The organism is Variovorax sp. CF313 (assembly GCF_000282635.1).
Taxonomy (GTDB): Bacteria; Pseudomonadota; Gammaproteobacteria; order Burkholderiales; family Burkholderiaceae_C; genus Variovorax.
On the sequence record NZ_AKIW01000002.1, the window covers coordinates 78204 to 90858 of the forward strand.

General features: G+C 68.9%; 14 protein-coding genes. 6 read left to right on the top strand and 8 right to left on the bottom strand.

Annotated elements, in window-relative coordinates; all coding sequences use genetic code 11:
• The first annotated feature begins 23 nt into the window (after positions 1-23).
• Complete coding sequence (gene ruvA, locus PMI12_RS00760; protein WP_007827972.1) at positions 24-596, top strand: Holliday junction branch migration protein RuvA; 573 nt, start codon at positions 24-26, stop codon at positions 594-596.
• Between the two features lie 87 nt (positions 597-683).
• Here the strand turns inward: ruvA and PMI12_RS00765 are convergent, their stop codons facing one another.
• The 7 genes from PMI12_RS00765 to PMI12_RS00795 all read right to left on the bottom strand — a co-directional run bounded on the left by PMI12_RS00765 (position 684) and on the right by PMI12_RS00795 (position 7254).
• Complete coding sequence (locus tag PMI12_RS00765; RefSeq protein ID WP_007827974.1) at positions 684-1271, bottom strand: YdeI/OmpD-associated family protein; 588 nt, start codon at positions 1269-1271, stop codon at positions 684-686.
• Positions 1268-2224 (bottom strand): phosphatidate cytidylyltransferase, encoded by a 957-nt coding sequence (locus PMI12_RS00770; RefSeq protein WP_007827976.1) that lies wholly within the window; start codon positions 2222-2224, stop codon positions 1268-1270. Before PMI12_RS00770 ends, PMI12_RS00765 begins: the two co-directional genes overlap by 4 nt.
• Positions 2221-2931 (bottom strand): lysophospholipid acyltransferase family protein, encoded by a 711-nt coding sequence (locus PMI12_RS00775; protein WP_007827978.1) that lies wholly within the window; start codon positions 2929-2931, stop codon positions 2221-2223. The genes PMI12_RS00770 and PMI12_RS00775 overlap by 4 nt, the downstream gene beginning before the upstream one ends.
• A gap of 124 nt (positions 2932-3055) precedes the next feature.
• Entirely contained in the window at positions 3056-3502 is a 447-nt protein-coding gene (locus PMI12_RS00780) for a hypothetical protein (RefSeq protein ID WP_007827980.1), read from the bottom strand.
• Positions 3492-4841, bottom strand: a complete 1350-nt coding sequence (locus tag PMI12_RS00785) for a phosphatase PAP2/dual specificity phosphatase family protein (RefSeq protein WP_007827982.1) — start codon at positions 4839-4841, stop codon at positions 3492-3494. Before PMI12_RS00785 ends, PMI12_RS00780 begins: the two co-directional genes overlap by 11 nt.
• A complete protein-coding gene (locus PMI12_RS00790) occupies positions 4838-6604 on the bottom strand; it encodes a bifunctional alpha/beta hydrolase/class I SAM-dependent methyltransferase (RefSeq protein ID WP_007827983.1) in 1767 nt (588 codons plus the stop codon). The genes PMI12_RS00785 and PMI12_RS00790 overlap by 4 nt, the downstream gene beginning before the upstream one ends.
• 32 nt (positions 6605-6636) lie before the next feature.
• A complete protein-coding gene (locus PMI12_RS00795; protein ID WP_007827985.1) occupies positions 6637-7254 on the bottom strand; it encodes a CDP-alcohol phosphatidyltransferase family protein in 618 nt (205 codons plus the stop codon).
• A 99-nt stretch (positions 7255-7353) separates the two neighbouring features.
• Between PMI12_RS00795 and ruvB the strand changes: the two genes are divergently transcribed.
• From ruvB to PMI12_RS00810, 3 genes are all read left to right on the top strand, one after another.
• Positions 7354-8418, top strand: coding sequence for a Holliday junction branch migration DNA helicase RuvB (gene ruvB / locus PMI12_RS00800; protein ID WP_042672563.1), 1065 nt, complete (start codon positions 7354-7356; stop codon positions 8416-8418).
• Between the two features lie 5 nt (positions 8419-8423).
• Entirely contained in the window at positions 8424-9386 is a 963-nt protein-coding gene (gene dmeF, locus PMI12_RS00805) for a CDF family Co(II)/Ni(II) efflux transporter DmeF (RefSeq protein WP_007827989.1), read from the top strand.
• A 124-nt stretch (positions 9387-9510) separates the two neighbouring features.
• Entirely contained in the window at positions 9511-10380 is an 870-nt protein-coding gene (locus PMI12_RS00810; protein ID WP_042672564.1) for a UDP-2,3-diacylglucosamine diphosphatase, read from the top strand.
• Positions 10381-10389: 9 nt separating this feature from the next.
• On the opposite strand, the gene PMI12_RS00815 is transcribed toward PMI12_RS00810, so the two are convergent.
• The gene (locus PMI12_RS00815; RefSeq protein ID WP_007827992.1) at positions 10390-10626 is read right to left on the bottom strand and encodes a hypothetical protein; all 237 of its coding nucleotides are present in this window, start codon (positions 10624-10626) and stop codon (positions 10390-10392) included.
• Between the two features lie 255 nt (positions 10627-10881).
• On the opposite strand from PMI12_RS00815, the gene PMI12_RS00820 reads away from it, so the two are divergent.
• Positions 10882-11994, top strand: coding sequence for a CaiB/BaiF CoA transferase family protein (locus PMI12_RS00820; RefSeq protein WP_007827994.1), 1113 nt, complete (start codon positions 10882-10884; stop codon positions 11992-11994).
• A gap of 34 nt (positions 11995-12028) precedes the next feature.
• Positions 12029-12655, top strand: a 627-nt coding sequence (locus PMI12_RS00825; RefSeq protein ID WP_007827996.1) for an acyl-CoA dehydrogenase family protein, incomplete at its 3' end; no start/stop codon positions are given.

Sequence of the window (12655 nt, forward strand, 5' to 3'; positions counted from 1 at the left end):
CATTTCAAGGAAAAAGGGCACCCATGATAGGCAAACTGACCGGCACGCTCGCTGAGCGCAATCCGCCGCAGGTGGTGGTGGACTGCAACGGCGTCGGCTACGAGGTCGATGTGCCGATGAGCACGTTCTACAACCTCCCCGGCACCGGCGAGCGCGTGTCGCTGCTCACGCACTTCGTCGTGCGCGAGGACGCGCAGATTCTCTATGGCTTCGGCACGGCCGAGGAGCGGGCGGCTTTTCGCCAGCTCATCAAGATCACCGGCGTGGGGCCGCGCACGGCCCTGGGCCTGCTTTCGGGCATGAGCGTGGGCGAACTGTCGCAGGCGATCACGACGCAGGAACTGGGCCGGCTCGTGAAGATCCCGGGCATCGGCAAGAAGACCGCCGAGCGGCTTCTGCTGGAACTCAAGGGCAAGCTCGGTGCCGACATCGGCCTGCCTGCGCACGCGGCGTCGGACGCGCAGGCCGACATCCTCCAGGCGCTGGTCGCGCTCGGCTATAGCGATAAGGAAGCTGCGCTCGCACTCAAGGCGCTGCCGAAGGATGCGACCGTGAGCGAGGGGATCAAGCTGGCGTTGAAGTCGCTGGCGAAGTGAGCGTGATTCAGGGCGCGCTCACGCCGACGGGGGGCATTCGTGGAGGGGAGCACCCGGTGGCCTTCGCACGCGCCCCAGAAGGGGCACTCAGGGATGGATCTTCTCGCCCTTGGCCAGCATCTCCACGAACTGCGCAATGCGCCGCGCCCGCGTCTCGGGCTTCTTCGCGCCCTGGGTACGGAACAGCACCGCGAAGCGGTTGCGCGAATCGAGCGTGGCGAAGAACTTCGCGGCCTTCTTGTTCGCATCGAGCGCAGCCTGCAGGTCGGGCGGTACCGTCGCCGCACTGACGCCCTCATAGGCCGCATCCCAGCGGCCGTCGGCCTTCGCGCGCTCGATCTCGGCATGGCCGGCCGGTTGCATGCGGCCTTCGTCGATGAGCTTCAGCACCTTGGCGCGGTTGATCTGCGACCAGATACTGCGCCTGGTGCGCGGCGTGAAGCGCTGCAGGAAGTACTGCGCATCCTCGCTCTTGCGCTGGCCGTCGATCCAGCCCCAGCACAGCGCTTCTTCCAGCGCGGCGGGATAGTCGATGGAGGCGATGCCGCTCTCCTTCTTTGCGATGCGCAGCCACACGCCGGCGGCGCTGGCGTGGTGGCGCTTGAGCCAGCGCGCCCACGACGCAGCGCTGCTGCACTCGATCGGCGTGTCGTGCGGAACGCGTTCCGTGCTCACGGCACCCACCAATAGCGCAGCGCGTGGAAGTAGATCGGCGCCGCGAAGATCACCGAGTCGAGCCGGTCGAGCATGCCGCCGTGGCCCTCGATCATCGAACCCCAGTCCTTCACGCCGCGGTCGCGCTTGATGGCCGACATGACGAGGCCGCCGAAGAAGCCCATCAAACAGATGGTGAGCGCCATCAGCGCCGCCTGCCACGGGTTGAACGGCGTGGCCCAGTAGAGCGCCGCGCCCAGCGCGGTGGCGCTTGCCACGCCGCCGACCAGGCCTTCCCAGGTCTTGGAAGGCGACAGCTCGGGCGCCACCTTGCGCCTGCCGAAGAGCTTGCCCCACACGTACTGCAGCACGTCGCTGCCCTGCACCACGATCACGAGGAACGCGATCAGCAGCAGGTTGCGGCCCTCGAAGCCCGGAATCTGCAGCGTGAGCAGCGCGGGCACGTGGCTGATGCAGAACACGCACACCATCAGCCCCCACTGGATCTTGGAGGTGCGCTCCAGGAAGCGCTGCGTGTCGCCGCCCATCGCCGCCAGGATGGGCAGCAGCAGGAAGGCATAGACCGGGATGTAGATCGAATACAGCCCGTACCAGTCGATCCAGATCAGGAAGTACTGCCCCGGCAGCGCGACGAAGAAGGCCAGCGCGATCGCCGCGTGGTCGCCGCGCCGCGTGTAGGCCAGGCTGATGAACTCGCGCAGCGCGTAGAACGAGATCAGGTAGAACAGCACGATCACGCCGCCCTTGCCGAAGGCGAAGGCAATGCCGATCACCGCCACCATCACCCACCATGCATTGACGCGCGAGTTGAGGTTGTCGATCACCGAATGCGGCTGGCCGCTCGCCACCCGCCACTTGAGCAGCGCGCCGATGGACGAGGCCAGCACCAGCACGCCGAAGACGCCACCGAAGAGCCTGAGCGTGGTCCACGCGAAAGGAGAGAGCTCGATCATGCGGCCGTCCCTCCGTCCTGCCTGCTGTTGGGTTCGAGGCGGTCGTATTCGGGGCGCAGGTCGAGCATTGCCGCGCGCGCGCGGGCCAGGAACGACACCTTCTCTTCCCCTTCCGCCAGCGTGATCGGCGTGCCGAAGCGCACCGTGCAGGCCAGCGGAATCGGCACCAGCACGCCCTTGGGCAGCACGCGCTTCAGGTTCTCGATCCACACCGGCACCAGCCGCACGTGGGGGCAGGCGCGCGCCAGGTGGAACAGCCCGCTTTTCAGCGGTAGCAGGATGTCTTCGCCCGTGTTGCGAGTGCCCTCGGGGAACATGATGAGCGAGTCGCCGCCCTCCAGCGCGTCCTTCATCTGGTCGACCGGGTTGCCGCCCTGGCCCGAGCCGTCGCGCCGGATCATCAGCGCGTTGAACACGTCCTTGCCGATGAAGTTGCGCAGCTTCGAGGCTTCCCAATAATCCTGCCCCGCCACCGGCCGCGTGAGTCCGCGCAGGTCGGGCGGCAGCGTGGCCCAAAGCAGCACGAAGTCGCCGTGGCTCGTGTGGTTGGCGAAGTACAGCGTCTGCTCGGCCTTCGGCGTGGTGCCCGACCAGATGGCGCGCACCCCGGTCAGCAGCCCGGCGGCGCCGATGATGAGCTTGCCGGCCACGACGGCGAGGCCGCGCCGCAGCACCGTGCTGTCGGGCTTTTCTGTCCTGTCGCTCAAAGTGCTGCCTCCGGCGTGCGCGCTTGGTTCGGTGCGCACCGCGGAACCGGCTTCGCCGGGCCGCCGGTGCGGCCCCCGGCGAGGGGGGAGGAGGCCACACGCAGTGGGCAAGCCTGGGGGAGAGTCATGACAAGTCCTGTGTCATCAAGGCAAGTAGGAACAGGGCGCTCTGGCAGGCCACCACGATGGCGTGGCGCTGCATGAGCTGGCGGGTGCCCTGCACGCGGTCGTCGAGCGGGCGGGGGGCGTGCTGCGACGGCGGCGGCTCGCGCAGCCCGAGGGCCGAGAGCGCGCGATCGAGCGCATCGAGCGAGGCGACGGTGCCGCGCGCGAGGCCGTCGAACAGGGCCTCGTCGAAGCGCAACCGGAACGCGAAGTAGCGCTCCAGCGCGCCGAGGATCACGATCGCGCCGAAGCCCATGGTGGCTGTGGTCGAGAGCGAGCGCAGCGTCAGCGCGAGCACCAGCGCCGAGATGCAGGTGAGCGCGAAGCCCCAGAGGGCCAGCAGCGCGATGGCGCGCAGCAGGCCTGCCAGCGCGGCGCAGGTGGTTCGTTCGTTGTCATCGGTCATGGGGCGGCACCTCCGGCAAAGGCTTGAAGGGCTCCAGCGACAGGCGCCACGCACCTCGCAGCACGATCTGCGGCCGTGCGCGGCGCACCGCGTCCTCGGCCTGGGCAGCACCGCCGGCCGCGCCGTAGCGGCCCAGCCAGGCGATCGCCGCGGCCGCGCTGCGCGAGAAGCCGAGCGCGCAGCAGACCCACACTGTCGCACCATCCGCGCTGCGCCGCTGGCCTTCGATGACGGCCGCCGCGCGCTGCAGGCGCACGGTGGGCGGCACTGTCAGGTCGAGCAGCGGCACGCAGCGCGCATGCGGCACGACGGCCGGCATCTGCAACTCGGCGCACAGGCTCACCAGCCGGGGCTGCCCGGCGGCCAGCCATTCGGCGTGCGTCGGGCGGCGGCCGAGCCGCAGGCCGGGCACCACCTCGACCGAGGCAGGCAGCCTGCGCGTCCAGAGCCAGGCGTTGACGGCGGCGCCGAGCCGGTAGGGCGCCAGCATCCAGCGCGCTGCCCAGGCCATGCGGCCATGGCCGTCCATTTGAAAGCCGCGGGCGCCGAAGCCGGCGTAGTTCAGCGCCACCAGCGCGAGCGATGCGGCCGGCCATGCGAGCCACAGCGCGACGCCGCCGCCACGCAGCGCGGCAGCCAGGAGCAGCGCCGCGCCGGCCGCGTAGAACCCCGCCAGCTTCCAGCGCTGGGCGTCCCGCGTGCAGCACCATGCGCGCGGCATCGACACCACGCGCTCCAGCGGCCACAGCCACACGCAGAACAGGCCGAGCAGCGCGCCGGTCGGAATGTCGATGAAGTGGTGCTGCCACGTCGTGAGCACCGAGGCGCAGATGGCGAAGGCCCACAGGTGCAGCACCAGCCGCGCCCACAGGGGCCGAATGAACTGGCGGTACCAGTCCCACAGGATGACCGCCAGCGCGATGTGCAGCGAGGGCGCCTGGTTGAACGGCTGGTCGAAGCCGCGCAGCGCATTGAACAGGAAGGCTGGTGCCCCCTCGACCGGCGGCTGCCCGAAGCTGAAGTGCAGCGGCCAGACGATGAAGCAGCTGCAGGCGATGAGCGTGGCCGTCACCAACCGCAGCGCATGCCGGTCCAGCGTGTGCCGGCTGCGCGCGAGGAACAGCGACAGCGCGTAGAAGACGTTGATCGTCCAGTACGGGAAGATCGTCCACGGCCAGAAAGGCACCTGCCGCTCCCACTCGAAAGCCATCGACGGAACGTTGGCGCGCGTGGTGGCCCACCAGTTGGCGAGGCCGTAGGTCGCATAGAACAGCGGCCCCAAGAACACCAGCCATGCGGCCGCGCGCTTCCAGGGCCGTCGTGCCGCAGAGGCGGTCATTGCGCGACGCGCACCGCCAGCGACACGGTGAAGATGCCCCACTCGTCGACCCGCTGGTCGATCTTGCGGAAGCCCGCTTCTTCCACCAGCTGGTCCATCTCGTGCTGCGTGCGGCGGCGCATCACCCAGGCTTCGCCCTGGCGGTGGCTGGTGAGGGCGCGCGCGATCATCTCGAGCTGCGGGTGCCAGGGCTGACCGGTGTAGACGAGATAGCCGCGGTCTTCCACCGCATCACCCACGCCCGCGAGCGAGCGGCGCACCATCTCGTTGTCGGGGAACAGCTCGTACAGGCCCGACACCACGGCCAGCGTGGGGCGCGGCGCCACGGTGGCGAGGCTCATGCGGTCGAAGGCGTCGGCCTGCACGAACTGCGCGACGTCTTCCAGGCCCTTCTCGGCGATGAGTGCGCGACCGTCGCGCACGTTGATGTCGCTGTAGTCGCGCAGCAGGATCGAGCTGGCCTTCACGGGGCTTGCGAGCACCGCATCGAGCACGTAGCGGCCATGGCCTGCGGCGATGTCCATCACGCGCACCTCGCGGTGCATTTCGGCCAGGCGCTCCATGGCGACGCGGATCAGCTCCTCGACATGGATCTTGCGCTGGCGGATGCCGCGCCAGCCGATGGAGTTCAGGTAGGTGTTGTCGATGGAGCGGCCGATGGCCGAGCTGCCCTGGGGGTGGTTGCGGTACACGTAGTCGAGCGTGCTGCCGGAGTCGAAGCCGGTGGCGTGGCCCAGCTTGATGCCTTCGGACATCGTGCCGCCCAGCTTCAGCCCGGCGCGGGTCATCGCCCAGTAGGCGCCGCGCGGCGACAGGGGCGACAGCGGCTCGGCCAGTGCGCGCGATTCGTCGGCCGTGTCGCCGCTCAGGTGCGCCTCGCGGCGGTCGACCGGCACGGCCGGCTCGTCGAAGCGCTGCAGGATGAATTCGCGGATCGAGGCCACCGCCGGCGCCCGGTCTTTCTCACCCAGCGTGTCGTGGAAGAAGCCCGGCAGCTCGGTCTTGGTTTTCACCGCGCTGCCCAGGCGCTCGAAGAACTGGTGCTGCGGCTTGTGGTGCACCACCCAGTCGGCGCCCGAGATCAGCAGCTGCACCGGCAGCGTGATCGCATTGGCGTCGGTCACCACGCGGTCGGCCGCCTCGTACAGGCCCAGCAGGATGTTGACCGCGATGGGTCGGGAGATCAGCGGGTCGCTCTCGTAGCTTGCGATGCGTTCGGGGTCGTGCGTGAGGAACTTCGCCTTCACGTAGCTGTTGACGAAGAACAGGCCGCGCAGCTTGTGCATCAGCCCGAGCCCGGCGCGCGCGAACGGCACATACAGCTTCACCTTGAAGGCCGGCGAGGCGAGCGTGAGACCGCGCACCTTGGGTGCGTAGTCGTGCGCCCAGGTGGCGATCAGCACCGCGCCCACGCTCTGCGCGACGACGTGGATGTCCTGCTCGGGCACGCCGTGCGCGCTGCCGATGTGCTGCACGAAGGTCTGCACGTCGCGCACCGAGGTGCCGAAGCTGGGGCTGTAGCCGCGCTGCCCGGGCGAGCGGCCGTGGCCGCGCGCGTCCCAGGCGAAGAAGTCGAAGTCGGGCAGCTCCAGCTCGTCGACCAGATGCGCCATGCGTGCACCGTGCTCATGGCCCCGGTGGAACAGCGCGATGGCGCCGCGCCGCGTGGCGCCGGTGGCCGGCCAGTGGCGGTAGAAGAGCGATTCGCCGTCGTGCGTCTGGAAGTGATGCTCGGCGGCAAGGCGTGGAGTGGTGTCGTTCATTGAATCCCTGTGATCCTTGGATCTTGTCTTGTTCAGTGGCGGCCGGCCGCGTCGGCTTCGGCCAGCGCGCGGCGGATGCGGTTGACGGTGGTCCAGGCCACCAGCGCGGCCAGCAGCGGCATCAGCCAGGCCGTCCAGCCCGGCAGCGGCCAGCCCAGCGCCACGTACAGGCCGAGCGCGCCGAACACGAAGGCCCGGTCGCTCTTGCCCAGCGGGCCGTCGTAGCGGCGCGAGGCGCCTACCGTGGGGCCCAGCGCACCGGCGAATTCGCTCAGCCCGGCCAGCACGATCACCGCGCCGACCCAGAACGGGCTGAACGGCGCCACCAGCGCAAAGGGCAGGTAGAGCGCTGCGTCGGAGACCACGTCGGTCAGTTCATTGAGAAAGGCGCCCAGCCTGCTCTGCTGGTTGTGCTCGCGCGCCAGCATGCCGTCGATGGCGTTGAAGGCCATGCGCAGGAACATCCACAGCGGAATGAGCGCGAAGGCACGCAGAGAAGGCGCCGTGAAGAAGAGCCGGAGCCCGAGCGCGACCGACACCACGCATGCCGCCAGCGTGACCTGGTTGGCGGTGACGCCCATCGCATGCAGGCGGACCACCAGCGGCCGCAACAGGGCCTGGAAACGCGGCTTCAGTTCGTAGATCGACACGTGCTGGCTTCTCCTCGCTTGTTATATGGCCGGATACACGGCCGGAGCATTCTGCCAGTGTGGCAGGCACTAAACTCGCCGTCGAAGAACCCCCTCGCAATGACCATCCAGACCGACGACTTCGCGCCCGCCCCCCAACGCGTGGTGTCCGCTGCTCCCGCTTCGCCCAACGAAGAGGCGATCGAACGGGCCCTTCGACCGAAGCTGCTCGACGAGTACGTCGGCCAGGCCAAGGTGCGCGAGCAGCTCGAGATCTTCATCGGCGCCGCGCGCAAGCGGCAGGAAGCCCTCGATCACGTGCTGCTGTTCGGCCCGCCGGGCCTGGGCAAGACCACGCTGTCGCACATCATCGCGGCCGAGCTCGGCGTGAACCTGCGCCAGACCTCCGGCCCCGTGCTCGAGAAGCCCAAGGACCTGGCCGCGCTGCTGACCAACCTTGAGCCGAACGACGTGCTCTTCATCGACGAAATCCACCGGCTGAGCCCGGTCGTCGAAGAAATCCTGTACCCCGCGCTGGAGGACTACCAGATCGACATCATGATCGGCGAGGGGCCGGCCGCGCGCAGCATCAAGCTCGACCTGCAGCCCTTCACCCTGGTGGGCGCCACCACCCGCGCCGGCATGCTGACCAACCCGCTGCGCGACCGCTTCGGTATCGTCGCGCGGCTGGAGTTCTACACGCCCGAAGAGCTGGCGCTGATCGTGCATCGCAGCGCGGGCCTGCTCAAGGTCGAGACCGACACGGCCGGCGGCTTCGAGATCGCCCGCCGCTCGCGCGGCACGCCCCGCATCGCCAACCGCCTGCTGCGCCGCGTGCGCGACTACGCCGACGTGAAGGGCAATGGCCGCATCACCGAAGACATCGCGCACAGGGCGCTCGCCATGCTCGACGTCGACCCGCAGGGCTTCGACCTGATGGACCGCAAGCTGCTCGAAGCCGTGATCCATCGCTTCGACGGCGGCCCGGTGGGGCTCGACAACGTCGCGGCCAGCATCGGCGAGGAGCGCGACACCATCGAGGACGTGATCGAGCCCTACCTCATCCAGCAGGGCTACCTGCAGCGCACGCCGCGCGGGCGCATCGCCACGCTGGCGGCGTACCGGCACCTGGGCGTGGCGCCGCCTTCGGGCCGCGCCGAGGGGCCCGATCTTTTCGGCGCTTGAACCTTATGCACACCCATGACCTGAGCGCCTGGCAGCACGATCATCATTTCGGCGCCGACACCTCTTCGGCCGAGCGCAGCACGCGCCTCGTGATGTGGATCACCGCCGCAATGATGATGGTCGAGATCGGTGCCGGCTGGTGGTTCAACTCGATGGCGCTGCTGGCCGACGGCTGGCACATGAGTTCGCATGCGCTGGCCATCGGGCTGAGCGCGTTCGCGTATGCGGCAGCACGCCGTTATGCGCGCGACCCGCGCTTCGCCTTCGGCACCTGGAAGATCGAGGTGCTCGGCGGCTTCGCGAGCGCGCTGGTGCTGCTGGGCATCGCGGTGCTGATGGTGGCCGGCTCGCTGGAGCGGCTGTGGTCGCCTTCGGCGATCCTCTACCCCGAAGCCATTTCGGTGGCAGTGCTGGGGCTGGTGGTCAACCTGGTCTGCGCGCGGCTGCTGGGCGGGGCGCATCACCACCATCATCACGGGCACGACCACGGACATGGGCACGACCACGACCATGCACACGGCGATCACGGCCACGATCTGAACCTGCGCTCTGCCTACCTGCACGTCGTCGCCGACGCCGCCACCTCGGTGCTGGCCATCGCGGCGCTGCTCGGCGGCTGGTTCTACGGCTGGGCCTGGCTCGACCCGGCGATGGGCATCGTCGGCGCGGTGCTGGTGGCGGTCTGGGCCAAGGGGCTGCTGAAGCAAACCGGCAAGGTGCTTCTCGACCGCGAGATGGACCACCCCGTCACCGGAGAAATCCGCGAAGGCGTCGAGACGATGCTGGCCGGTTCGAAGACGCGCGTGGCCGACCTGCATGTGTGGCGCGTGGGGCGCGACGCGTATGCCTGCGCGCTGACGGTGGTGACGCATTCGCCCACGCTGACGGCCGACGAGGTGCGCGCCTGCTTCTCGATGCACGAGGAAATCCGCCACTCGACGGTCGAAATCCAGCGCTGCGTGGATTGAGTGGGTCTTGCTCCTTCCCGTTCCGGGGGAGGGAGAAATGCGAAGCCAATGCCTGGCCGCGCGTCACCGGAATGTCACGGCAGTGCCGTCATGCGGTCACGCGGTGGTGGGAGCCTACCCGTCCATGCAACGCGACGACGCTTTCCTTCGCGCATGGCGCGACACCGCGACCCGGGCCCTCGACCCGGAGGACGACGATCGCGCTCGTCCACCCCTGCAATTCCGCACCCTGTGGATCTCCGACCTGCACCTGGGCACGCCCGGCTGCCAGGCGCGTGCGCTGCTCGACTTCCTGAAGCACACCGAGTGCGAGACCCTGTTCCTGGTCGGGGACATCATCGACGGCTGGCAGCTCAAGCGGCACTGGTACTGGCCGCAGGCGCACAACGACGTGATCCAGAAGCTGCTGCGCAAGGCGCGCAAGGGCACGCGCGTGATCTTCATTCCGGGCAACCACGACGAGTTCGCGCGCAAGTACCTGCACCACAACTTCGGCGGCATCGACGTGGCCGATGAATGGATTCATGAAACCGCCGACGGCCGCAAGCTGTGGATCATCCACGGCGACCTGTTCGACGGCGTGATCCAGTGCGCCAAGTGGCTCGCCTACGTGGGCGATTCGCTCTACGAATTCACGCTCAAGCTCAACCGCCACCTCAACTCGCTGCGCGCACGCATGGGGCTGCCGTACTGGTCGCTTTCGAAGTACCTCAAGGGCAAGGTCAAGCGCGCGGTGAGCTACGTGGGCGACTTCGAAATGGCCGTGGCCCGCGAAGCCCGCAAGCGCGGCGCGCAGGGCGTGGTCTGCGGTCACATCCACCACGCCGAGATCCGCGACATCGACGGCATCCTCTACTGCAACGACGGCGACTGGGTCGAGAGCCTGACCGCGCTGGCCGAGCATGCCGACGGCACGCTGGAAATCATCGACTGGGCAAAGCACATGCCCGTGCCGGCGAAAGCCGTGCCGCAGCGCGAACCCGTCGCGACCTGAACGACGCGCTCAGCCCTTGCGGGCCGGGCCGTCCGCCGTACGGCCGAGCTGGTCGCGCCAGGTGTCGTAGTGCCTGAACATGCTCTTGCCCAGTTCGTCCATCCACAGCCACCAGGCCAGGGCGAGGTTCTCGGGTCCAGGAGGTTCCGCCGCTTCCCGCAGCGCAGGGGCCGGTGGTTCGGGCAGTTCGTAGTCGCACAGCCGTTCGACGCTGGCGTGCGAGAAGCCGGGAATGACAGAGCTCAAGGTTGCTTCCTTCGAAGGTGGCGCACTTTTTCTGTGACGCCCGGAACGACTCCCGTACGAATTGAAACATCTGCCGGCGCGGCGGGATATCGGACTATCCCGAGTAAATGAAAACAAAAGTCTGCGCTAGTGATTGCCGCGAAGCGCGGCTCATCGCCTGCGCATTCGTCGCTTCCGACGATGCCTGCGGGGCGCCTGCGCGCCAAGATGGCGCCACACGGCAGGCGTTCCGCGCGGAGCCGAAGGAGACGAGGCATGGCGGGTCCACTGCAGGGGTTGCGGGTCATCGAGATGGCGGGCATCGGCCCCGGCCCGTTCTGCGCGATGCTGTTCGCCGACATGGGCGCGGAGGTGATCCGCATCGCCCGCCCGGGCACGCAGCCCGATGCGCATGACATCCTCGCGCGCGGCCGCAGCACGCTGCAGGCCGACCTGCGCACGGAAGGCGCGGCGCAATCCGTGCTCGATGCCGTCGAGAAGGCCGACGTGCTCATCGAGGGCTTCCGCCCCGGCGTCATGGAGCGGCTGGGCCTCGGCCCCGCGCCCTGCCATGCGCGCAATCCGCGCCTGGTCTACGGCCGCATGACCGGCTGGGGCCAGCACGGCCCGCTGGCGCATGCCGCGGGGCACGACATCAACTACATCGCCATCAGCGGCGCACTGCATGCCATCGGCCGCGCGGGCGAGCCGCCCGTGCCGCCGCTCAACTACGTGGGCGACTTCGGCGGCGGCGCGATGCTGCTGGCCTTCGGCATCCTCGCCGCGCTGCACGAGGCGAAGCAGTCGGGGCAAGGGCAGGTGGTCGATGCCGCCATGGCCGATGGCGCAGCGCTGCTGTCGGCCATGATGTACGGCCTCAAGTCGGCCGGCCGGTGGAGCAACCAGCGCGGCGAGAACATGCTCGACGGCGGCGCGCATTTCTACGACACCTACGCCTGCGCCGACGGCAGGTACGTGGCCGTGGGCGCCATCGAGCCGCAGTTCTACGCGCTCCTGCGCGAGCGCTGCGGCATCGCCGACGACCCCGCCTTCGACGCGCAGATGGACGCCGACCGCTGGCCGCTGCTCAAGCTGCGCATGGCCGACCTGTTCCGCACCCGCACGCGCGACGAGTGGTGCGTGCTGCTCGAGGGCAGCGACGCCTGCTTCGCGCCCGTGCTCGATTGGGACGAGGCCCCCGAACATCCGCACAACGTGGCGCGCGGCACCTTCGCCAACGTGGGCGGCGTGGTGCAGCCCGCGCCCGCGCCGCGCTTCAGCCGCACCGCGCCGGTCGTGCCTCCGGCCGACGCGCGCGACGACGGCGAGACCGTGCTGCGCCGCTGGGGCGTGGCGGCCCACGCCATCGCTCCGCTGTGCGCTTCCTGACGAAGCAAGCCGACGACAAACGAAGAAAGGCGACATGGCCATCGATTTCCGCCGCTCCTGGAGCGATGAAGACCTGGAGCTGTACCGCGACAACGTGGTGCGCTTCATCGAAACCGAAGTGCTCCCGCACGACGAGGAAGCCCGCAGGCGCGGCCACGTGGGCCACGAGGTCTGGCGCAAGGCCGGCGCGATCGGCCTGCTGTGCGCGGACATTCCCGAGCAATACGGCGGCGCCGGCGGCGACTTTCGCCATGAAGCCGTGTTCTACGAGGAGATGTCGCGCCGCGCGCTCACCGGCATGGCCAGCTCGGTGCACAGCATCGTGGCGCACTACTTCCTCAACCACGGCACCGAGGCGCAGAAGCGCAGCTACCTGCCGCGCATGACGCGCGGCGAGCTGGTCGGCGCCATCGCCATGACCGAACCCGGCGCAGGCTCCGACCTGCAGGGCGTGCGCACGCGCGCCGAGAAGAAGGACGGCGGCTATGTCGTCAACGGCTCCAAGACCTTCATCACCAACGGCTTCCTGGCCGGCGTGGTGCTGGTGGTGTGCAAGACCGACCCGACGCAGGGCGCCAAGGGCACCTCGATCCTCATCGTCGAGACCGAGGGTTGCAAGGGCTTCCGCGTGGGCCGCGTGCTCGACAAGATCGGCATGAAG